Annotated in this window: 23 protein-coding genes and 1 pseudogene; 20 read left to right on the top strand and 4 right to left on the bottom strand. The window is 49.0% G+C overall.

What is annotated here, in order from left to right; translation table 11 throughout:
• Positions 1-107: 107 nt before the first annotated feature.
• Both ACRRNK_RS18825 and ACRRNK_RS18820 read left to right on the top strand, forming a co-directional pair.
• Positions 108-578, top strand: coding sequence for a GNAT family N-acetyltransferase (locus tag ACRRNK_RS18825; protein WP_433944177.1), 471 nt, complete (start codon positions 108-110; stop codon positions 576-578).
• Between the two features lie 108 nt (positions 579-686).
• On the top strand, positions 687-1,616 hold the full coding sequence (locus ACRRNK_RS18820; protein WP_433944176.1) for a manganese-dependent inorganic pyrophosphatase: 930 nt from the start codon (positions 687-689) through the stop codon (positions 1,614-1,616).
• A 125-nt stretch (positions 1,617-1,741) separates the two neighbouring features.
• Here the strand turns inward: ACRRNK_RS18820 and ACRRNK_RS18815 are convergent, their stop codons facing one another.
• Positions 1,742-2,767 carry a HoxN/HupN/NixA family nickel/cobalt transporter gene (locus ACRRNK_RS18815; RefSeq protein WP_433944175.1) on the bottom strand — a complete coding sequence of 342 codons (1,026 nt, stop codon included), beginning with the start codon at positions 2,765-2,767 and terminating at the stop codon, positions 1,742-1,744.
• Positions 2,768-3,049: 282 nt separating this feature from the next.
• Between ACRRNK_RS18815 and urtA the strand changes: the two genes are divergently transcribed.
• From urtA to ACRRNK_RS18750, 13 genes and pseudogenes are all read left to right on the top strand, one after another.
• Complete coding sequence (gene urtA / locus ACRRNK_RS18810) at positions 3,050-4,300, top strand: urea ABC transporter substrate-binding protein (protein ID WP_433944174.1); 1,251 nt, start codon at positions 3,050-3,052, stop codon at positions 4,298-4,300.
• Positions 4,301-4,372: 72 nt separating this feature from the next.
• Positions 4,373-5,275 (top strand): urea ABC transporter permease subunit UrtB, encoded by a 903-nt coding sequence (urtB, locus tag ACRRNK_RS18805; RefSeq protein ID WP_433944173.1) that lies wholly within the window; start codon positions 4,373-4,375, stop codon positions 5,273-5,275.
• A 15-nt stretch (positions 5,276-5,290) separates the two neighbouring features.
• Positions 5,291-6,400 carry an urea ABC transporter permease subunit UrtC gene (gene urtC / locus ACRRNK_RS18800; RefSeq protein WP_433944172.1) on the top strand — a complete coding sequence of 370 codons (1,110 nt, stop codon included), beginning with the start codon at positions 5,291-5,293 and terminating at the stop codon, positions 6,398-6,400.
• The gene (gene urtD / locus ACRRNK_RS18795) at positions 6,348-7,133 is read left to right on the top strand and encodes an urea ABC transporter ATP-binding protein UrtD (protein WP_433944171.1); all 786 of its coding nucleotides are present in this window, start codon (positions 6,348-6,350) and stop codon (positions 7,131-7,133) included. The genes urtC and urtD overlap by 53 nt, the downstream gene beginning before the upstream one ends.
• Positions 7,111-7,809, top strand: a complete 699-nt coding sequence (gene urtE, locus ACRRNK_RS18790; RefSeq protein WP_433944170.1) for an urea ABC transporter ATP-binding subunit UrtE — start codon at positions 7,111-7,113, stop codon at positions 7,807-7,809. Before urtD ends, urtE begins: the two co-directional genes overlap by 23 nt.
• A gap of 24 nt (positions 7,810-7,833) precedes the next feature.
• Entirely contained in the window at positions 7,834-8,136 is a 303-nt protein-coding gene (locus ACRRNK_RS18785; RefSeq protein WP_433944169.1) for an urease subunit gamma, read from the top strand.
• Positions 8,137-8,167: 31 nt separating this feature from the next.
• Entirely contained in the window at positions 8,168-8,482 is a 315-nt protein-coding gene (locus ACRRNK_RS18780; RefSeq protein WP_433944168.1) for an urease subunit beta, read from the top strand.
• 5 nt (positions 8,483-8,487) lie between these two features.
• Entirely contained in the window at positions 8,488-10,200 is a 1,713-nt protein-coding gene (gene ureC, locus ACRRNK_RS18775) for an urease subunit alpha (protein WP_433944167.1), read from the top strand.
• Between the two features lie 31 nt (positions 10,201-10,231).
• Positions 10,232-10,675 (top strand): annotated as a pseudogene (locus ACRRNK_RS18770) (urease accessory protein UreE); the annotation flags it as partial.
• Positions 10,676-10,901: 226 nt separating this feature from the next.
• On the top strand, positions 10,902-11,600 hold the full coding sequence (locus tag ACRRNK_RS18765) for an urease accessory protein UreF (RefSeq protein WP_433944166.1): 699 nt from the start codon (positions 10,902-10,904) through the stop codon (positions 11,598-11,600).
• A 28-nt stretch (positions 11,601-11,628) separates the two neighbouring features.
• Positions 11,629-12,249, top strand: a complete 621-nt coding sequence (gene ureG / locus ACRRNK_RS18760; RefSeq protein ID WP_433944165.1) for an urease accessory protein UreG — start codon at positions 11,629-11,631, stop codon at positions 12,247-12,249.
• Entirely contained in the window at positions 12,242-13,066 is an 825-nt protein-coding gene (locus ACRRNK_RS18755; RefSeq protein WP_433944164.1) for an urease accessory protein UreD, read from the top strand. The genes ureG and ACRRNK_RS18755 overlap by 8 nt, the downstream gene beginning before the upstream one ends.
• A gap of 101 nt (positions 13,067-13,167) precedes the next feature.
• A complete protein-coding gene (locus tag ACRRNK_RS18750) occupies positions 13,168-15,051 on the top strand; it encodes an LTA synthase family protein (protein ID WP_433944163.1) in 1,884 nt (627 codons plus the stop codon).
• A 213-nt stretch (positions 15,052-15,264) separates the two neighbouring features.
• Here ACRRNK_RS18750 and ytxJ read toward each other — a convergent pair whose 3' ends face one another.
• Positions 15,265-15,603, bottom strand: a complete 339-nt coding sequence (gene ytxJ / locus ACRRNK_RS18745; protein ID WP_433944162.1) for a bacillithiol system redox-active protein YtxJ — start codon at positions 15,601-15,603, stop codon at positions 15,265-15,267.
• Between the two features lie 216 nt (positions 15,604-15,819).
• Between ytxJ and ACRRNK_RS18740 the strand changes: the two genes are divergently transcribed.
• The 3 genes from ACRRNK_RS18740 to ACRRNK_RS18730 all read left to right on the top strand — a co-directional run bounded on the left by ACRRNK_RS18740 (position 15,820) and on the right by ACRRNK_RS18730 (position 19,936).
• Complete coding sequence (locus tag ACRRNK_RS18740; protein ID WP_433944161.1) at positions 15,820-18,108, top strand: PAS domain S-box protein; 2,289 nt, start codon at positions 15,820-15,822, stop codon at positions 18,106-18,108.
• 148 nt (positions 18,109-18,256) lie between these two features.
• Complete coding sequence (locus tag ACRRNK_RS18735) at positions 18,257-18,709, top strand: MarR family winged helix-turn-helix transcriptional regulator (protein WP_433944160.1); 453 nt, start codon at positions 18,257-18,259, stop codon at positions 18,707-18,709.
• Between the two features lie 12 nt (positions 18,710-18,721).
• Entirely contained in the window at positions 18,722-19,936 is a 1,215-nt protein-coding gene (locus tag ACRRNK_RS18730; RefSeq protein WP_433946948.1) for an MFS transporter, read from the top strand.
• A 23-nt stretch (positions 19,937-19,959) separates the two neighbouring features.
• On the opposite strand, the gene ACRRNK_RS18725 is transcribed toward ACRRNK_RS18730, so the two are convergent.
• Positions 19,960-20,388, bottom strand: coding sequence for an Lrp/AsnC family transcriptional regulator (locus ACRRNK_RS18725; RefSeq protein WP_433944159.1), 429 nt, complete (start codon positions 20,386-20,388; stop codon positions 19,960-19,962).
• Between the two features lie 141 nt (positions 20,389-20,529).
• Here ACRRNK_RS18725 and ACRRNK_RS18720 point away from each other — a divergent pair, with 141 nt between their 5' ends.
• On the top strand, positions 20,530-21,300 hold the full coding sequence (locus tag ACRRNK_RS18720; protein WP_433944158.1) for an MBL fold metallo-hydrolase: 771 nt from the start codon (positions 20,530-20,532) through the stop codon (positions 21,298-21,300).
• Here the strand turns inward: ACRRNK_RS18720 and ACRRNK_RS18715 are convergent.
• Complete coding sequence (locus tag ACRRNK_RS18715; protein ID WP_433944157.1) at positions 21,297-22,037, bottom strand: YwaF family protein; 741 nt, start codon at positions 22,035-22,037, stop codon at positions 21,297-21,299. The genes ACRRNK_RS18720 and ACRRNK_RS18715 overlap by 4 nt on opposite strands.
• 141 nt (positions 22,038-22,178) lie before the next feature.
• On the opposite strand from ACRRNK_RS18715, the gene ACRRNK_RS18710 reads away from it, so the two are divergent.
• Positions 22,179-22,436, top strand: a complete 258-nt coding sequence (locus ACRRNK_RS18710) for a YqkE family protein (protein WP_433944156.1) — start codon at positions 22,179-22,181, stop codon at positions 22,434-22,436.
• The last annotated feature ends 143 nt before the right edge of the window (positions 22,437-22,579 follow it).

Here is a 22,579-nt window from a genome sequence, read left to right as displayed (position 1 = left end):
ATAGTGAAGGGAGTGGAAGCCGTCAAGTAGGTGATTGACTTAGATTAGCAATGTATAATACTGAGCATAAATAGTCTGAGTGATACATAGAGGAGAGGAAGACGAATATGGGAGCTGGAGCTCTGATAAGACAGGTGCTGCCACCTGATGAGAATCTTGCTGCATTAATTTTGAAGCTGGATGAGTATCTGCTGACGAAATATCCTCCAGAAGAAATTTTCAAAATAGATTTCAGCGATCCGTCGATCCAGAAGGGGTACTTTGCCGTGGCCTACGAGAACGGGACCCCGGTGGGCTGCGGGGGATTTCTTCCCTATCCCGAAGAGGGATTTGCCGAGCTGAAGCGATTTTTCGTAGATTCCGCACACCGAAACAAGGGCATTGCCCGGCAGCTGCTCACCCATTTGGAGGAAGAAGCCGGAACAAGAGGCTTTCGTACAATCAGGCTGGAGACGGGGGAGCCGCAGGTGGAGGCGGTTAACTTTTACAAAAAGCATGGGTATTTGGTCATTGAAAGGTACGGAGAATATGTAGATTGTGAGAGCAGTCTATGCATGGAGAAGCAGATTGTGAAGTAATATGGGTAAAGGCATTGGAATAAGGCGGATTTATCGCTATAATCTATATAGATATGCAAGACTGGGGCACAAAATGATGCCTAATAACTAACAAAGGGGTATTTTACAATGGGAAAAACTTTGATTTTTGGTCATAAAAATCCGGACACAGATACAATCTGCTCCGCAATTGCTTACGCTGATCTGAAGCAGCAGCTGGGCCTTGAAGTTGAAGCTGTGCGTCTTGGAGCTGTTAGCTCGGAGACTCAGTATGCGCTTGATTTCTTCAAAGTGGAAGCACCACGCCAAGTAGAGACTGTGGCGAATGAAGCTGAAGAAGTGATCCTGGTTGACCACAATGAGCGTCAGCAAAGTGCAAGCGACATCGATCAGGTTCGCGTTGTTGAAGTTATCGACCACCACCGTATTGCCAATTTTGAGACAAGCGGTCCTTTGTACTACCGTGCAGAGCCAGTTGGCTGTACAGCAACGATTCTGAACAAATTGTACAAGGAGAACGGCAAGACAATTAAGAAAGAAATCGCGGGTCTTATGCTGTCTGCCATTATCTCTGACTCCTTGCTGTTCAAATCGCCTACTTGCACTGAACAAGACGTGGCTGCTGCCCGTGAGCTTGCTGAGATTGCTGGTGTGGATGCGGACAAGTATGGTCTTGATATGCTCAAAGCCGGTGCGGATCTTAGCGACAAGACGATTGATCAGCTGATTACCATTGACTCCAAGGAGTTCCAAATGGGCAGCTCCAAGGTTGAAATTGCTCAAGTCAATGCCGTAGACACTAACGATGTACTGTCCCGTCAAGCGGAAGTAGAGGCTGCACTGAACAGTGTAATCGAGCAAAAAGGTCTTGATCTGTTCCTGTTCGTTGTAACTGACATTCTGAACAATGATTCAGTCGGTATTGCACTCGGCAAGCAGGCTGCCGCTGTTGAGAAAGCTTACAATGTGAAGCTGGACGACAACAAGGCTGTGCTGAAAGGTGTAGTATCCCGTAAATCCCAGATCGTTCCTGTTCTCACAGACGTTCTTAGCAAGTAATTAATCCAGCATATAATCAAAAGCCCCCTATCCTTGGCAGACCTCTGCGTCAGCCGGATAGAAGGGGCTTTTTTGCTGTTTTGTAATAGATGTTTGGTTCTACGGATCGATACGACCGCCCCCCATCAAAGAGCAGGCGGACTCCAGCGCTCCTCAATCCTCATATATCTCCAGATGCCGTAAGAAATTACCCACGACAGTAAGAATAATGCTACCAACATATAACCTAAGCTTCCAAGATCGAGGTTCTGAATCCAGAGGGATAAGGGGTCATTCATCCCAAGCTTCGGTGTCAGAACCTGAGCAAGCTCAATGAGACCAATAAACAGGGCAGCGACTACGGAAATGGCGGTCACACTCAGGTTGTAGTAGACCTTACGAAGTGGAGTGCGAAATGCCCAGCGATAGGCGGTAGTCATAAATACTCCATCGGCCGTGTCCATCAGACTCATACCGGAAGCGAACAGAAATGGAAGGGCGAGAATTCCGGATATAGGAATTGCGTTACCGGCGGCGCCTGCAGATAGGGCCATCAGGGCTACCTCACTGGCCGTGTCGAACCCGAGACCGAATAGAAAACCGATAGGATACACATGCCAGCTCCGGTTAACGAACCGGAATAACGGCTTCATGATTCTAGCCATGATTCCTCTCGACTGCAAAAGTTCCTCCAAATATTGTTCATTATGGCCTGCACCTCGCATCTCCCGGAACACTTGATAGATTTGAAGCAGGATGAACAGATTGAGCAGACCCATGAGTACCAGGAATATCCCGGATATAGAGGCCCCGATTACTCCCCCGATTTCCTGCATTTGAGGAAGATTGGCTCCGGCCCAATTCGCTGCAACCGCAATAATAATGGCCATGCAGCAGACCACACTCGAATGTCCAAGGGAGAAATAGAAACCGACGCCCGTCGGGTTGGTACCCTGCTGAAGCAGCTTTCGGACTGTATTATCTATGGCAGCGATATGGTCAGCATCGAAAGCGTGCCGTAAGCCCAAGGTATAAGCAAGAATGCTGAGTCCAAGCAGTGAAGGGTGATCTTTTACCGAGAACAGCAGCAGACCAATTCCTATTACATGCAGCAGTATTACTCCTAATCCATAACGTTTCCATTTCATTTGTCCCAGATTTGTTGCTTTCATTCTTGTTCTTCCTCTCTAGAGTAGTAGTTATATAATGCAAATTATTAAGCTTTTGAACAATATAACAGGTATTTTAAAATATGTTAAGTAACATAACATAATAAATCGAATATCAAGATGATTATCTCTAAATTTAAATAATAGAGGGATAAAAATATATTTTTGTCAGGTATATTGACATGAAAATGACGAACATTTATAATTACACCAACACTAACGTTCGTGAAATGAATACATAACGATTGGTGTCAGGTATAACAAATAAAGAGGGGGAGTGGAGAAATGAGGTTAAAAAGTACAAAAGGTTTAGCGGCTGTGGCGGTATCGTTGTGTTTGGTGCTTGGAGGATGTGCGGGCGGCAAGACGGCGGACAGCGGTACGACAAGTGCTGCCGCGGATGCTTCGGGAGACGGCATTAAAGTCGGTATTCTTCACTCACTCAGTGGAACGATGGCGATCAGTGAAGTGTCGGTGCGGGATGCGGAACTTATGGCGATTGAGGAGATCAATGCCAGCGGAGGGGTCCTGGGTAAGAAGATTATCCCTGTTGTTGAAGATGGAGCTTCCGACTGGCCGACATTTGCCGAGAAGGCACGCAAGCTTTTGACGAAGGATCAGGTGGCAACGGTATTTGGAGGCTGGACTTCAGCAAGCCGTAAAGCCATGCTGCCTGTGTTCGAAGAATTAAACGGCCTGCTCTGGTATCCGGTGCAGTATGAAGGAATGGAGAAATCTCCGAACATCTTCTACACAGGAGCAACGACGAATCAGCAAATTGTGCCCGCGGTTGACTGGCTTCTTGAGAATAAAGGAAAGAAATTCTACCTGCTTGGTTCCGATTATGTGTTCCCGAGAACGGCGAACATGATCATCAAAGCACAGCTTAAAGCCAAGGGTGGCGAGCTGGTTGGTGAGGAGTACACGCCGCTTGGTTATACGGATTACAGCACGATCATCAGTAAGATCAAGGCGGCTAAGCCGGATGTGGTCTTCAACACGCTGAACGGGGATAGCAACGTGGCCTTTTTCAAACAGCTGAAGGATGCCGGAATTACAAGCAAGGACCTGACAACCATGTCCGTAAGTGTGGCGGAAGAAGAAGCAAGAGGAATCGGGGCGGATGTGCTGGCTGGTCATTTGACGGCGTGGAATTATTTCCAATCGGTAGATTCCCCTGCCAACAAGAAGTTTGTAGAAAGTTACAAAGCTAAATATGGCAAGGACCGCGTTACGGATGATCCGATTGAAGCAGGATATACAGCGGTCTACCTTTGGAAAGCTGCAGTTGAGAAAGCGGGATCTACGGATGTGGCCAAAGTGAAAGAAGCCGCTAAGGGAATCGAATTTGATGCTCCGGAAGGCAAAGTGAAGATTGATGGCGATAACCAGCATTTATACAAAATTGCCCGGATCGGCGAAGCTCAGCCGGATGGACAGTTCAAGGAACTGTGGAAATCGGGTGAGCCTGTGAAGCCGGACCCTTATTTATCAACTTATGATTGGGCAGCAAACTTAAGCGGCGGTAAGAAATAACAAGAAGGCAGGGAGGCTCTTCGCAGCCTCCTTCTCTTCTATAAGAAGAGTGTGCAAAGGAGGGACTGCTCCATGGCGGAGGGTTTGTTACAGCTATTCAACTCGCTCAGTATAAGCTCCATTCTACTGCTGATTGCGTTGGGCCTAGCCATCACGTTCGGTCTGATGAATGTTATCAACATGGCGCACGGTGAGTTGATTATGATTGGCGCCTACTGTGCCTATGTCATGCAAAATATTTTTACGGATTATTTCCCCGCAGACTGGTTCGGTGCCTATTTCATCGTGGCAATTCCGGCTGCATTCTGCGTTTCATTCCTTGTCGGACTGCTGCTAGAAGTCGTCTTGATTCGCTTCCTATATGGAAGACCGCTCGATAGTCTGCTGGCGACCTGGGGAGTCGGCATGGTTCTGCAGCAGCTTGCGCGAACGATCTTCGGCGCTCCGAATGTCGGCGTGAAAAGTCCGCAGTGGCTGGATGGCGGCCTAACGCTGGGTACGATGGTGCTGCCTTACAAACGGATCTTCATTATTGCTCTTGTCATTCTGACGCTCGCGGCCATGTATCTCTACATTTACCGAAGCGCTGCAGGCAGAAGGATGCGTGCGGTCATGCAGAATCGGCAGATGGCGGCGTGCCTAGGCATTTCAACAAGACGGGTGGATGCGGTCACCTTCGCAATCGGTTCGGGTATTGCCGGTATTGCCGGCTGTGCACTCTCCTTGATTGGGCCGATCGGGCCTTCACTCGGGACCTATTATATCGTCGACGCATTCATGGTCGTAGTTCTTGGAGGCGTAGGCAAGCTCTTGGGAACCGTAACGGGGGCGCTGGGTATCGGAGTATTCAATACGTTCTTCGAATATTTGACGAATGCTTCTCTTGGTAAAGTGATTGTATTCGCCTGTGTGGTTGCCTTCCTTCAGTGGAAGCCGCTCGGACTTGTAGCCATGCGTACACGCAGCCTGGATTAGGAAGGAGGGATACGAATGCTGTTAAAAAACGCTTCAACACAGAAAAGGATTGTATTCACAATTATATACGCTGTTATTGTCGCCCTTCTCATATGTGCTCCGCTCTTTTTATCCGACTTTCGATTGAATCTGCTCGGGAAGTTTCTTGCCTTCGCGATTGTAGCTCTAGGACTTGACCTTATCTGGGGATACACCGGAATTCTGAGTCTTGGGCATGGGATATTCTTCGGCATTGGCGCTTATTGTATGGCGATGTATTTGAAGCTGACGGCTGCAGGAGGGGATGCACTCCCTGACTTTATGCAGTGGAGCGGAGTGGAATCGCTGCCCTGGTTCTGGGAGCCGTTCCGATATTTCGGCCTTGCCCTGCTGCTGTCAGTTCTGCTTCCGATGCTGCTGGCCCTGTTTCTTGGATTCTTCACTTTCCGCAATCGAATCCGGGGCGTATATTTCACGATTTTGACCCAAGCGCTTGTTCTTATTGTGGTTACCCTAATGATTGGGCAGCAGGCATATACAGGGGGCACGAACGGTCTTACCGGATTCACGAAAGTTCTGGGCTTCTCGCTGGGTTCCCCGGATGTAAAGCTGGCCTTGTATTTCGTTACCGTGGCTGTTCTGATCGGAAGCTTTCTGCTGTGCCGCTGGCTCGTGCGCGGACAGTTCGGCAAAGTGCTCCAAGCTGTGCGGGACGGGGAGAACCGACTGCGGTTCCTAGGGTATGATCCTTCCAAGTATCAAATGTTCGTCTTCACCATCTCGGCAGGTCTTGCAGGTTTGGCCGGTGTCATGTTCGTCCTACAGGTAGGCATTATCTCCCCATCCATGATGGATATTGTTCCTTCTATAGAGATGGTGCTGTGGGTTGCCATTGGAGGCCGGGGCTCACTGATTGGAGCAGCCGCCGGGGCACTGCTGATTAACGCATCGAAGAGCGTATTCAGTGAGACGTACCCGGATTTCTGGACCTTCCTGCTTGGGGCTCTGTTCATTATTGTGGTGGTCTTCTTGCCAAAAGGATTATTCGGTCTTGTATCCCGCTTCGGTCAGCGGATGAAGGGAGGTCTGGAACATGTCTGGTTCAAAGGACGAAGCCGTTCTATTGTTAGAAGGGATTACCATTGAGTTCGATGGCTTCAAAGCCGTGAATGGCATGGATCTTGAGCTTCGCAAGAATGAAGTTCATTTTCTAATCGGCCCGAACGGGGCCGGGAAGACGACGATGCTGGATGTCATGTGCGGCAAGGTTAAGCCTGCGGCGGGCCGTATTGTTTTTCAAGGAGAGATCGATCTGACCAAGAAAAAAGAATACCAGATTGCCCTGCTCGGCATTGGCCGGAAGTTCCAGGCGCCTTCTATCTTCACAGAGCTAAGCGTGGAGGATAATATCGCGCTTGCGCTCCAGAAGAAGAAAGGGGTGTTCAACACCTTGTTCGGGAAGCGGTCCAAGGAGGATCAGCGGAAGATTGATTACATGCTGAATACGATCAGCCTCCGTGAAGATGCCGGCCGCCGTGCTGGCGGGCTGTCGCATGGTCAGAAGCAGTGGCTGGAGATCGGGATGCTGTTAGTTCAGGAACCGGCTGTTATTCTGCTGGATGAACCCGTCGCCGGGATGACCGATGCCGAGACGGAGAAGACCGGGGAGCTGCTCGAGCGAATTTCGGAAGAACACTGCGTGCTGGTGGTTGAACATGACATGGATTTCGTTAGGCGGTTCGCAGACAAAGTGACCATTATGCATGAGGGCAAGCTGCTGATGGAAGGCTCAATGGATGAAGTACAGGCAGATGCCCGTGTGGCGGAAGTCTATCTGGGCAAGAGGAGGGATGCCGATGTTGTTGGTGCACAAGCTTGAAGCCGGTTATGGGGAGAGCATCATTGTCAGGGACATCAGCTTGGAAGTAAGGCCTGGACAGGTGGTATGCCTGATGGGGCGTAACGGGGTAGGTAAGACAACCTTGTTAAAGAGCATTATGGGTGTTCTTAAGACCCGCGGCGGATCAATCAGCTTCATGGATGCCGATATGACCCGGAAGGCACCAGGTCTACGGGCGGCAGCGGGAATCGGTTATGTGCCGCAGGGCCGGGAGATTTTTGCTCAGCTCAGTGTATATGAGAATCTGCTCCTGGGGCTTGAGTCTTCCAAGGAGAGCCGAAAGCGGGGGATTCCAGAGGAAGCGCTGGCGAAGTTTCCCGTGCTGGAGACCATGTATACACGCAAGGGCGGGGACCTGAGCGGAGGTCAGCAGCAGCAGCTCGCTTTTGCCAGAGCCTTGGCATCACGGCCCAAGCTGCTGCTGCTGGATGAGCCGACCGAGGGAATACAGCCTTCCATTGTTCAAGAAATTCGGGATGTCATTACGAACATTAAGAATCAAGGGGATACTGCTATTCTGCTCGTGGAGCAAAGTCTCGAATTCGTTAGAAGCGTCGCTGATTATGTATATGTGATTGACAAAGGAACCGTCGTGGCAGCAGGAGCCATCGATGAGATGAATGAAGATGAGCTTCACCGCTATTTAGCAGTTTGAGAAACAGCATTTGGGGGAGATCGAATGAAGCTGTCCGCAAGGGAGCAGGAGAAGCTTCTGGTTGTCGTCGCGGCTGATTTGGCCAGGCGGCGGAAGGATCGGGGCCTGAAGCTCAATTATCCGGAAGCAGTTGCTCTGATTACGTATGAAATGATGGAAGGGGCCCGGGATGGAAGAACCGTGGCCGAACTGATGGACTCAGGAATCCGGATATTGACCAGGGAGGATGTCATGGAGGGTGTGCCGGAAATGATCACAGACATTCAGGTGGAAGCTACTTTTCCTGATGGAACGAAGCTCGTGACCGTGCATCAACCCATCCAATAAAGATGAACCGAATGATAGGAGGCTTGAGACTATGATCCCTGGGGAAATGAGGCTTCAGCGGGAGGAGATTGTGTGCAATAAGGAAAGGCGAACACTTAGTCTGTCTGTGCTGAACACGGGTGACCGCCCGGTACAGATAGGCTCCCATTTTCATTTTTATGAAGTGAATAAGGCTCTTCGTTTTGACCGCGCACAAGCAATGGGGATGAGGCTGAATGTTCCTGCGGGAAGCGCCGTTCGATTCGAGCCGGGGGATCCGAGAACGGTTGAACTGGTGGAGCTAGCAGGTAAGCGTGAAGTATATGGCCTGAACAATAAAACAAATGGGTTCGCCGGCAGGGAGTGAGAGTTATGACTTTAAGAATGACCCGGCAGCAGTATGCCGATATGTTCGGACCCACCACGGGAGACCGGGTGAGGCTGGCTGATACAGACTTGTTCCTGCGGGTTGAGCGGGACATGACCGTGTATGGGGATGAAGTGAAGTTCGGGGGCGGCAAGGTGATAAGGGACGGGATGGGCCAGCATCCGCATATTACGAGGGCTGAAGGTGCGATGGATTTGGTTATGACCAATGCGCTGATTGTGGATTACACCGGAATTTACAAAGCGGATATCGGCGTCAGGGATGGTAAAATTGCCGCTATCGGCAAAGCGGGTAATCCGCTGCTGATGGACGGCGTTACGATGAACATCGGTGCATCCACCGAGATTATTTCGGCTGAAGGCAAGATCGTAACGGCCGGTGGAGTCGATGCCCATATCCACTTCATATGTCCGCAGCAGATCGACAGCGCTTTGTCCTCTGGTGTAACCACCATGATTGGGGGTGGAACAGGCCCGGCTACGGGGACAAATGCCACGACCTGTACGCCTGGTGAATGGTATATGCACCGGATGCTGGAGGCGGCTGAGCATTTTCCAGTAAATCTCGGATTCTTGGGTAAAGGGAACTGTTCGAATGAAGCCCCTTTGATCGAGCAGATTGAAGCGGGGGCCATTGGACTTAAACTGCACGAGGACTGGGGAACGACAGCAGCTGCGATTGATACCTGTCTTAGTGTTGCGGACCGATATGATGTACAGGTTGCAATTCATACAGATACGCTGAATGAAGGGGGATTCGTCGAAGAGACAATTGAAGCGATTGGCGGAAGGGTCATTCACACCTATCACACCGAAGGAGCAGGAGGCGGACACGCGCCGGATATTATGAAGGTGGCCAGTTTCCCCAATGTATTACCTTCTTCAACCAATCCTACACGTCCCTACACACGGAACACGATTGATGAGCATTTGGATATGCTGATGGTCTGTCACCATCTGGATCCAAGTGTACCTGAAGATATTGCTTTTGCCGACTCACGTATCCGGAAAGAGACGATAGCTGCAGAGGACATTCTGCATGATCTGGGTGTGTTCAGTATAATCAGTTCTGATTCGCAGGCAATGGGCCGGGTAGGTGAGGTTGTGATAAGAACCTGGCAGACGGCGGACAAGATGAAGAAGCAGCGGGGGCCTCTGCCGGAAGATGATGAGGAAGCAGATAACTTCCGAATCCGGAGATATGTGGCGAAATATACGATCAATCCGGCGATTACTCATGGAATAGACAGCTATGTTGGTTCTGTTGAGATCGGCAAGTACGCAGATCTGATTCTCTGGGACCCTGCCTTTTTTGGAGTAAAGCCTGAACTTGTTCTTAAGGGCGGCATGATTGCCCACAGCTTGATGGGGGATCCCAATGCCTCCATTCCGACACCGCAGCCGGTATTCTACCGGCCGATGTTTGGTTCCTTTGGCAAAGCGACCCGGAGCACTTCTTATACATTTGTCTCAAAAGCGGCGCTGGAAGCCGGAGTAGGAGAAAAGCTTGGACTTACCAAGACGCTTCTTCCTGTTCAAAATGTACGCAAATTAACGAAACAGAGTATGCAGCTGAATGAAGAGACCCCGGTTATTGAGGTTGACCCGCAGACCTATGAAGTGAAAGTAGACGGGGAGCTTATTACCTGTGAGCCGGCTGATATTCTGCCGATGGCGCAGCGGTATTTCCTGTTTTAAATACAGTTGTGAAGATAAGGGAGGAATCACCGTGATAATCGAACAGGTGGTAGGAAATATGGAAGCCGTCGATCCCGGATCAAGGCATGTTGAGCTTGTATATATTCGAAGTGATGATCTGGTCAAAAGAATACAAAGAGTCGTCACAGACCACGGCAGAGAGGTTGGCATCCGCCTCCGGGAACCGAAAGATTTGCGTAACTGGGATATTCTCTATCAGGACCATGACCAGCTGATTGTTCTAAGTGTTCTTCCGGACCAGCTGATCGTCATTAGTCCGGAATCACTCGGTCAGATGGGCTTCATCGCTCACCAAATCGGGAACCGGCATGTGCCTGCCCAATTTGAAGGCGATATCATGCTTGTACAGTATGATCGGCTGCTCGTTGAGCTGCTGGAGCAGCATGAAGTTCCTTATAAGGTCGAGGAAAGGTCTGTGCGCCAAGCATTCCGCCATATTGGGCATAGTCACGACCATCTTGAGGGACATAGTCACAAACACAGTAATGGTCATGATCATAGTCATGACCATGATCATAACCATGCGCACAGTCATGACGATAAACAGGATCATGCCCACAATCATGTTCATCCAAGCGGCCACGATCAACCCAACGGGGATGCAGCCGCACTACTAGTTAATGCTCATTCTCAAGATCAGCAGCCGGGACACCTTTATGCTCATGAACCACTCCCTTCCCATGGGCACAGCCATGGAAGAGGCTAAATATCTGCTTTTGCAGCTCTGCGACAGCGGCTTCCCTTCAGGTGCATTCTCTCATTCTTTTGGATTCGAGACTTATATCCTGGAGGGAGTGATCCGAGATGGCTCCTCATTCAAGCAATGGTTGGAAGCTTTCTACAAGAAACAGTGGGTTTATAATGAAGGATTCGCCGTAAGGCTTGCTTATGAGGGTATAGAACAAGGGGATATGGAAGCATTGTGGGACCTTGACCGCAGATTGACACTTCAGACCATTCCCCGTGAACAGCGTCTAGGTGGAATTCGTATGGGAAGACGCATGTTGGAGCTTGTGAGGGCTCTTCTAACGAATGGGCAGCTGGAGCTGTATATGCAGCAGATCGAGAAGAAGAAGGCGTACGGACAAGTGCCGATTCTGCTGGCCTTGATCTGTGCCGACCATAACATCCCTATGCATGATGCAATTATGCATACCGCATATGCGGCGGCCGTATCTCTCGTCCAGAATGGAGTTAGAGCCATTCCGCTGGGTCAGACCGAAGGTCAGCGGCTCCTGTATGAGCTGAACCCGGTTATGGCCGAAGCGGCTCGCAGAGTGAATCAGCTGAGTGTGGAGGATTTCGGAATCAGCCCGCCGGGTCTTGAGCTCGCTTCCATCCGGCATGAGCGTTTGGAAGGAAGAATGTTCATGTCTTAGTATCTAATTTATGAGGAGAGATGTAGAGATGAAACCGATTCGGATTGGCGTAGGTGGTCCTGTAGGTGCAGGGAAGACCATGCTGGTAGAGCGTTTGACACGGAGACTGCACCAGGAATTCAGCATGGCAGTTATTACGAATGATATATATACCAAAGAAGATGCCAAGTTCCTCATTCACAATGGCATTCTTACCTCGGATCGCATTATTGGAGTGGAGACTGGAGGTTGCCCGCATACAGCAATTCGTGAGGATGCCTCAATGAATTTTGCAGCCATAGAAGAGCTGGAAGAGAAGCATCCGGATCTGCAGCTGATTTTCCTGGAGAGCGGTGGTGATAACCTGTCGGCAACCTTTTCGCCGGAGCTTGTGGACTTCTCTATCTATGTCATTGACGTGGCTCAGGGGGAGAAGATTCCCCGTAAAGGAGGACATGGGATGATCAAGTCCGACCTGCTTGTCATCAATAAGATAGATCTGGCCCCTTATGTTGGCGCAAGTCTGGAGGTCATGCAGAGAGAAGCCGATGAAGCCCGGTCCCAACGTCCTGTCATCATGACGAATCTGAAGATCGATCATGGACTTGAAGAGGTAGTCGGATGGCTGCGCAGTGAGGTGCTGCTGGAAGGACTGCGGTCTAATGGGTAACCTAACGGGTACCCTGCGCCTCTCGCTGGAGAACAGGGACATGCAGACGGTTATGCGCGAAAGCTATGCTTCCGGCGCGTTCAAGATATCGCCTCCCACCCATATTGATGAGTCCGGGCAAAAGCTCCTGTACCTCATGAATCCTGGTGGCGGGTATGTGGACGGAGATCAGTACGCGATGGACGTTACCTTAGACGCTGGCGCGGAGCTGATACTTACTACGCAATCGGCGACGAAAGTGTATCGGACTCCTACCGGATCTGTGTGCTCTGATACGAAGGTCAAACTGGCTGGGGGAGCCCTTTTGGAAATGCTGCCAGACCCAATTATTGCGTATGAGGACGCCCGTTATTTTCAGAAGACTGTGTTTCATCTTGAAGAGGGAGCCCATCTCATTGCAGCCGATTCATGGACACCTGGTTGGAGTCCATCCGGTGACCACTTTAGGTATCGGCGAATAGATTCCCTAACCGAGCTGTATATGGGGGGGCGGCTGCAAATGGTGGACCGTTTCTGTCTGGAGCCTGCCGATGAGCAATTCGGATTTGGAGAAATGGAAGGTTATACGCACTATGGTTCTTTGCTTGTGGTTCACGAGCAGGCAACACCGGAGGCGGTAGAATTGCTCTATGAACAGCTTGAGGAGAGCTTCTCCGAGGGGTGTCCCCGATTTGGGCTAACCGTATTAGCTGTCCCGGGTTTTGTGATGCGTGTTATGGCTTACAGTACGGAGGAGATCCAGCAGTTGATGGAAGCCTGCCATGATAGAGTGAGGCAGGAGTGGCTTTGTAAGCCTGTGCTGCGAATCCGCAAATAGTACTACACCGACTTTTTGTTAAAAAACTGGGAAGTAGCCCTAGCGATCTATTTAGTGGTATACTAGATTCCATCCTAATTAGAGAGGTTAAGGTAGTTGGTATGGAAAAAGCTAGAGGCGCCTATCACAGAACGCCTTTTTTTGTCGTATTTATCCTGCTATTTTTAAAGCTTGTACTTTTACGCTATTTTTTCTTTGCCGGTGTTGAGGTATCCAGACTGACAACAGATGCACTTGCCCTGCTGGGGCTGCTTTCTATATTGGAGCTTGTCACGCCCGCTAGAATCAAGGGGCCGGTATATTGGGGGTTTAACCTGATCTTCTCCCTGCTTTTATTCTCATCCACGTTATACTTTGAGCACTTTAATTCCGTGCCAACCTATACCGCACTCAATGAGCTGCATCAGGTAACCAAAATTCAATCCAGCATTCAATCGACGATCCGCTGGATCGACTTTATTTATTTCGCGGATGTGCTCGTGTTCGCTCTGCTATGGTTGGTGAACCGGGTAAGGGGAGTTCGGGTTCCGGGGCGAAGACCGGTCTGGAAGATAGGGGTTGCTCTTGCCCTGTTAATAAGCCTGCTCGTATCAGCAAGATATATTCAGCTTGGCCAGTCCATTACGAATGAGTTGGTGCAAGCGGAGAATCTGGGCTTCTTCGATTACCAGGTTGCGGCTGCTCTGAAAGCAAGGGAGGAGAACCTTGCGATTGCGAACGGGAATATTAATGACACAATTAGTAAGATCAACCAGCTGCAATCGACTTATGCTTACCAGTCCTCAGACAAGAAGATAGCGGGAAAGAAGCCAGATTACTTCGGTGCCGCCAAGGGGAAGAACGTAATTATTGTGCAGATGGAGGCCTTTCAGAATTTCCCGATCCATCTGAAGCTGGGGGGGCAGGAAGTAACCCCTGTATTGAATAAGCTCGCTGCGGAGGGGATGTATTTCCCCCATGTCTTCCAGGAAATTGGCCAGGGGAATACCTCTGATGCCGAGTTTATGTCTAATACGTCGATCTATCCGACAGGTACTGTAGCGATGTCTACAGGATATGGTGACAGGGCACTGCCCAGTCTGCCTAGACTTCTCCAAAAGTACAATTACGAGGCGAACACCTTCCATGTGAATGATGTCGGCTTCTGGGACAGGATCAAGCTGTATCCGGCGCTGAATTTTGATCGTTATTATGATAAGCCTTTTTATAATAATGACCATTTCAATGAGTTCGGCGCTTCGGACGAGGAATTGTACCGGGTGGGTGTTGACAAGCTGTCAGCACTTAGTAAGTCAGGCAAGCCCTTCTATGGACAGTTTGTTACTGTGTCCAGCCACTTTCCTTTCAAGGTACCGGAAGACCGTGTTCGGATAACCGTACCGGATTCCATGAAGGGCACCCAGCTTGGTGATTATATTCAGGCCGTGAACTATACCGATTACGCGGTGGGTACGTTGATTGACCGCTTGAAGGCAAATGGGCTGTGGGATAATACAGTGCTTGTGTTCTATGGAGACCATTTCGGCCTGCAGCCGCAGGACAATGATCCAGCTGTCTTGAGCCAGCAGCTCGGGATTAACTATGATCCTCGAATCACCCGGTTCAACATCCCGCTGATCATTCATCTGCCTGGTGAGACTCAGGGGAAAGTGATTGACCAGGTTGGGGGTCAGCTTGATATTATGCCGACGGTGGCCAATTTACTCGGGATATCGCTGAAGGATGAGAAGTTTACTGCTTTCGGTCATGATCTGCTGAATATCGACAAGAACGTCGTGGGTATGAGATATTATCTGCCGACGGGATCCTTCTTCAATAATGAGGTTCTCTTCGTTCCTGGACAAGGGTTTGATGACGGGACGGCGGTCTCTCTGAAGACGATGCAGCCGGTCAGCGACATCTCACCTTACAAGAAGGATTATGATTATATATTGAAGCTGATGAGTCTATCTGATGAATATGTCAAGCTGCTTCCCAAGCGATAGGGGAAGAATCGTAAGTAACTACAGAACAATAATAGGTAAGCCCGGCATCTCACTTACACAGATGCCCGGGCTTTTTGTGTCTACAGAAAGGGCGAATTAAAGTGTCTAATCTAATGTTCTCTATTTTCTATAAATTAAGAAAGCCAAAGACCGGAATTAACAAATCCTGGTCAATGGCTTTCAAATGTGTAATGATGAACTTTAAGCTATAAATTAATTCAGGACTGCTGAAATATGAGCATCCGTTACAGACCAGTGGGAAGCCGTCCAATACTTGGCTTTATCTTTCACAAATATCACCTGAGGAGACTCGTGCTTGACACCCAAATCCTCAGCAATCTGATTAGATACAGGACGTGACTCAATTACCTTGACGAGATAGTAATCGACATCCGCATTTGGATTGGCATCCACGAACGCATTGAATTCCTTGAGCGCATTCGCGCTAACCGGGCAGGTTGTACTATGCTTCAGAACCAATTGACCCCGGCTGCTGGATTGCTCCAGGATTTGATTCCATTCATCTATAGTAGAAATTTCTGTCCAACTCATTTCTCTTCACACTCCTCCGGATTTCTTGTTTTATGACGAGTTACTTTCCTTTATATAGTAACATCTATCTATAGGGTTATTCAAGTGATGAGAGAAGTGCTTTAACATAGGAAATGTAAATTGACAATTCAGGAATTGTCTGATATCTATTAGAAAAAGTGAACATGTCTAGCCCCGCAAGCTCATTCAATATACTTCATTGGCTGGAGGCGCGTTATGCATAATGATTTGCTTCATCAGTATCCCGATTATGAACAGGTATATGCTTTGTCGCCCACAGGGATCGCATTTGTCTCGGCGGATGGAAAGTGGCTTCAAGTTAATCCATCACTCTGCCAACTCCTTGGATACACAGAAGAGGAGCTGCTTAACTTAAGCATGAGTGAGCTCACTTATCAAGAGGAATATGCAAGCAGCTCCGCGAAGGTGAGAAAGCTCTGCAATGACAATCTGCCTTCTCTTAATCTGGAGCATAAGCTTATTCGTAAAGATGGAAGCGTTATTTTGGCTCAGGTGGTTGTCTCTTTAATCAACAGGGATGAAGAGGGGCTTCCGTCTTATTTTATTATCTACGTGTCATCAGATTATCATGTAGGTAAGAATATGCAAGACAAAGAGGAACTCTTGGCTCAGACGATGCGGATCGCGTCCATAGGGAGCTGGGAGTGGAATGTGGATAGGAACACCATCATCTGTTCGGAACAGGTGTATTCGATATGTGGAATTCCCCGTATCAAGGATCATCTGAAGGTATATGAGGTCATGGATCTTGTACCAGAAGGAGAGCGTGAACGTTTCAAGGGGATTTTTAATGATGCGATTCGGAACAGGGAATTTAAATTCGAGCTTAACCTGGTCCGGCCAGATGGGGAGACTCAGTATCTGGATTTAGTTGGAATTGTTACGTATGCTCAGGGGGGCAAGCTTCCCAGGACTATTATGGGAACGGTTCAGGACATTACAGAGCGCAAGCAGGACCAGCTTAAATTACAGGAGAGCGTGGAGCGGTATAACTCCTTGAAGAAATATAATCACGACGCTGTGATTTCGCTTGATCTCGAGGGGAATATTATTAATTGCAATGCGGTTGCCGAGAAGTTAACCGGCTACAAGATCAAGGAGATAGCCGGAACGAGCTTCTCCCGCTTCATCGGTCTTAAGCACCTTAAGGACATTCTTCGACATGCGCTTGAGGATACCTCTGTGGAGAAAAAGATTGATACCATCGCTCACAGAGACGGCCATGCAACCGAAGTGCTGACGACGATTGCTCCAATTATTATCAACAGCAAGAATGTGGGATTCTATATTATTGCGAAGGATATGACCGAGCAGAAGAGGCTTATCGCCGCCAAGGAAGCAGCTGAGAATACGAATAAAGCCAAAAGTGAATTCCTGGCGATGATGAGTCATGAAATACGGACACCCATGAACGGCGTTATCGGGATGACCGATCTTCTGCTGGAGACGACCAATCTGGACGATACTCAGCGGGAGTATGTTGAAATTATTCGGAAGAGCGGAGATTCCCTGCTGGCCATTATTAATGATATTCTGGATTTTGCCAAAATTGAGTCCGGAAAGACGGTGCTGCATCAATCCGAATTTGGACTTAGGGACATTATGATGGAGGCTATGGACATGCTTCGGACGAGAGCAGACCAGAAAGGGCTGCGAATGAACCTGTCCATATCTGCAAATGTTCCGGACAAGCTGATCGGAGATCCTGACCGGCTGAAGCAAATATTAATCAATCTGTTAGGTAATTCGGTCAAATTCACTTTTAACGGCGGAGTTTCAGTGGATGTCGATCTGCAATCAAGCTGTGAGAAGCATACACTTCTTGAATTTAGAGTTAAGGATACAGGAATCGGTATTCCTCAGGAGAAGATTCAGTATTTATTCCAGCCGTTTCATCAGCTGGATAATTTCATGAACCGAAAGTATGAAGGTACAGGCCTGGGGCTTGCGATCACGAAGAAGCTGGTTGAGCTGCTTGGAGGAGAGATCCGAGTTGAACCGAGTGATGGACCTGGCGCTACATTCGTGTTTACTATGAGTTTTCAGCGAGTGAAGAGCGGCCTCGAGGCAGACGATTCCGGGGAGAAAGGCGCGGAAGAGGTCCGCTCCCATTTGAAGCTGAAGATCCTTGTAGCTGAGGATAACGATATTAATCAATTGGTTCTGAGAAAAATGCTTGAAAAGATGGGCCATAGCGTAGTGATCGTGAACAATGGATTTGAGGTCATTCAGGCGGTTGCTTATGAGGCCTTCGATCTTATCTTTATGGATATGCACATGCCGGGAATGAATGGACTTGAGGCCTCGAAGATATTACATGAGACGCTTCCTCCGGGCAAAATCCCCCTGATTATTGCTGTAACAGCGAATGTGCTTAAGGGCGACAGGGAGCAGTGCTTAGCTGCGGGGATGCAGGATTATATCACCAAGCCGATCAAGAGTCAGGTTATTTCCGAGGTGATAGATAAATACTTTCTGAAATGATAATGATTGAATAATCGACATTGAAGGCCGCATTTCATTAAGGAATGCGGCCTTTGATATGCTGTAGCAAAGGCAAGGTGGATTGACAATAACCATATTTTTATCATATAGTTGTTATGACAACTATATGGATGGAGAGAGATATATCTTGAATAGTCCGCTGGATGAATCTATCGGTTTTCACATGGGGATCGCTTACCGCAAGCTGTCTCAAGTTCTGCAGCAGCGTATGCGGGATTACCACATTACCCCTGAGCAGTGGTCTGTATTGTACCGGATATGGGAGAAGGATGGTCAGATCCAGAAAGAGATTGGTGAGCGTTCAGGGAAGGATAAGCCTACGACTACCCGGATCATTACCGCTCTGGAGGAGAAAGGATTTATACGTAAGGTAAGCGGGAAGAATGACCGCAGGTCTTTCTTCATCTTCATTACTGAAGCGGGAAGAGATGTGATCACACTTACGGAACCGATAGAGCGTCAAGTGCTGGAGGAAGTGACAGAAGGGATCACAGCGGAAGAGTCCAGGCTGTTATTGAGGCTGCTCCGGCAGATTACCATGCAAGCGGACCTTATGATAGAGAGAGAGAAGAAGGAGTGAGTGACGAACAATATGGATCCTCAAAGAGAAAAACTGTGGACGAAATCGTTCATTATGCTGACACTAAGTTATTTGCTGTTGTTCTTATGTCTTCAAATGCTGCTGGCCCCGTTCCCGACGTACGCCAAGGAACGGTTTCACCCTAACGATTTCACCGTCAGTCTGGTGACGAGCTTGTTTGCCTTATCGGCAATTGTAACCCGGTTTATCATGATTCCTGTTATGAGGAAGGTTCACCGCAATGTAATTCTCATTACAGGGGTGATTATTGCAGGAGTGGCCACAGCATTATATTCGTTCGCCAATACGATGTTCCTGCTGCTTTTACTTCGCATAGCCTTCGGAGTCGGATTCGGGATGGCAAGCACGGTAATGCCTACGCTCGTATCCCAGATTATTCCGAAGAACCGCATTGGTGAAGGTATAGGATATTTCGGCTTGTCTACGAGTCTGGCTATGTCAATTGGACCTATGATTGGATTGTCTGTACTTGCAGGCTTTGGATTTACGCGGCTGACTCTGCTGGGTACTGTAGCTGTTGGGCTAATTATCCCCTTGCTTCTCTTCACAAGAAGCATACCCACTCAGCCAGCTGCTACGTCGGCGGCAAGTGATGCTCACGCGCCCAAGCTCCCATTCCCAAAGAGAATTCTTCTTCCGGCGGGACTGAATATGCTCATATCCGTTACTTACGGCGGGCTGCTTGGCTTCCTCGCATTATTTGGCGCAGAAATTCATTTGGCTCAAATTGGCCTGTTCTTCTTATTCAATGCCTTTACGGTGCTTGTGATTAGACCTATATCCGGGCGTCTGTTTGACAGCAAAGGTCCTGCTGCTGTGCTTATTCCCGCCTCGCTTGTTGTCTTCGCAAGTCTGATGCTGCTCTCATTCACGCATTCACTTTCGCTGCTGATTGTGTCTGCGCTCTTGTACGGGCTTGGCTTCGGAGCCATCCAGCCGACAACACAGGCCTGGATGCTCCGCGAGACCTCACCGCAGCAGCACGGCATGGTTAACAGTCTGTACTACAATTCAATAGACTTTGGTGTGGCGATCGGTTCAATGCTGCTTGGTGTGCTCGCCTCCGCGACGAGCTATTCGCAAATGTACCGGTATTCTTCCTTCGTTATGATCATATTTCTGCTGGTTTTTGTCGTATTCAGAGCGGCCCAGAAGCAGCAACGGGCGACGATCCAGCCAGCCATAAAGCCAGGTCCGGAATCCTAAGAGGATATCCGGGCTTTTTCACGTCATTTGATCTGTCCAATGGAGAGACTTAATTTGTAATTCCCATAAGCCAGAAGGTCATCGAGCAGCGCGCCAAGCTCCACTTGGGTTCTTGTGCGCACACGAAGCCAGTAGCAGCCCTCCCCGCTGACCCGGTGCATTTCGGTAATGTCCTCCCGCTGCTGGACAAATTCAAGGAACTTCTGATGGACAGGTCCGGATTTAAGGAATACGGTAACAAAGGCATGAACAGACAAGCCAATCTTCTCTGGATTCCAGAGAACGGTATAACCTTCGATAATTCCATGGTCCTGCATTTTGCGTATCCGGCCGCCAACAGCCTGGCCTGTAAGATGAACAGACTCTCCAATTTCACGGTGGGAGAGAGTCGCATTGTGAAGCAGACAGTTCAGAATTTTCAAATCAATCTCATCGATAGGGCTTAAGTTCATAGAAGATAAATTCCTTTCATCATGAAAAAATATACAGAGGATTCATTTCAGCAAGTTATATGCCATCTTGGTCCGTATTCCTATAATTGAAGCATACTTAGCATAATTGAAGATCACCTACCGAAAAGGAGTAGATTGGAGATGCGAATACAACTGATCCGGAATGCAACGCTATGGATTGAGTATGCCGGGCACACGATCCTGGTCGACCCGATGTTCAGCGAGGCAGGGCTGAATCCCCCCATTATGAACTCCTCTAATGATAGGCGAAATCCTCTGGTTCCTCTGCCAGTAGATTTAAGCCTGCTGTCTGATCCGGACCTGGTTCTGGTCAGCCATTTGCATCTTGATCACTGGGATCCAGCCGCTGCCAAGGCGATCAACAAATCAGCAGCTGTCTTCTGCCAGCCTGGTGATGAGAAGACGCTTGAGGCTGCCGGATTCAGCGGGGTTCAGCCAGTGGAAGCCTCGGCGGCTTATCAGAAGATTAAGATACACCGGACTTCAGGCCAACATGGAACCGGGGAGATCGGTGTGATGATGGGGCATGTATCCGGTTATGTTCTCCAAGCGGAGGGAGAGCCGGATCTGTATCTTGCCGGGGATACCATTTGGTGTGATGAAGTAAAGGAGGCGCTTGGCAGATTCCGGCCTGAGGTAACGGTAGTTCATGCTGGCGGCGCCAGATTCATCACGGGGGACCCGATTATTATGAATGAGCAGGATGTGCTCCAGCTAGCCAGATATGCATCCTATACCCGAATTGTCGCCGTGCATATGGAAGCGATTAACCACTGCCTGGTCACCCGGGAAGACTTAGGGATGCTGATGTCCTCCCAGGGACTCGGGTCGCAGCTCCACATTCCGCTGGATGGAGAGTGGATGGATTTTAGGGAAGCCAAGAAAGCTTAGATATTCAACTGCCGCTTGTTCCTCTTGCCGCGGGCGGCCGAGAACGTGAATGGCATATACAGCAAGAGGAACAGAATGCAGGCAACGGTCTCAAGCGAGACGATATACCAAGGATAGGGACCCAAGAAGTCCATCAGGGAAGCGGTCTCTGGCTTATGGGATAAGAACATGTAATTGCCGCCTGTCAGATGATTGATGAGCAGAATCAATACAAGCAGAATGTTCAGGAACACCATAGTGATACCAACCGACCTTAATGACGGTTTGAAGCCCTCAACCCACACCATATACAGTACAGACAGAATGATCGCAATATGGGCCAGGAAGAATTCGATGAACCGGAAGTGGGGATAAGGATAAGACAATGCCGGAGTCAGGATCGCCTGTAGGGCGCCTCCAATGCCTGTGAAATATACGATTTGGAAAATAAACCGGTTCTTGAACAGCAGCATGAATACACACAAATAGAGCGAGATGCTGCACAGCTCCAGCGGCAGAGTATCCTTCACATCGAACCTTTTGCCCCAGACGTACCAGATATTCAGCGAGAGCTCACACAATATCAGAATTCCGGCTAATATATACCGCCCGGCCTGGCTTCTTGAAGGCTTCTGGAGCCATTTCCGGCATCCATAGAGAAGCAGAAGGCTGAAGAGGAATATACCCAGAATGATCAAGTGGGAAGCAGAAAATGCAACGAATGAACCCGCTTCTTCTACGCTAAAATAAGTACTCATCTCACACACACTCCCTTCCGCAGAGGAATAGACTTCAGAATAGATTTTACTTTATTTAGGAGGAAGTGAAACCCCCTCTTTGAAAAAATCAGGCGGATATGGGACAATGTTATCAAAGCAATGGTTAACGAGGTGAATAAGATGGCCAAAAAGAAAAGCCGTCCGGCTGTACCCGCGCGTACGGAAGACAAACCGGCTACACTGAAGGACCTTCTCAGCAGTGAAGTCTTAGGAAAGCTCCAGGCTCAAGCAGCCGAGATGAAAGCGGACGAGCAGAAACGTCAAGAGGAAGCCCGGCAGCAGGCGGAAGAAGCCCGCAAAGCGGAGCAGAAGCGCTTGGAGAATGACTTTGAGCATTTGCTGAGCAGCAGCAGTATGGATTGGAAGAAATTCAAGTAGCTTGGGACTGGTATTGTTAATGCCATTAAGGATTACTAGGGTTGAAGATAATAGATATAAATGAAATGACTGTCATCCGGTAAGTATGAATTCCACCGGAGGGCAGTCTTTCTTTTTGTAATCCAAGCAAGGCGTCTATGGAT

It is taken from the genome of Paenibacillus sp. SN-8-1, assembly GCF_050995535.1.
Lineage (GTDB): Bacteria > Bacillota > Bacilli > Paenibacillales > Paenibacillaceae > Fontibacillus.
This window is presented reverse-complemented; position numbering and strand designations above follow the sequence as displayed.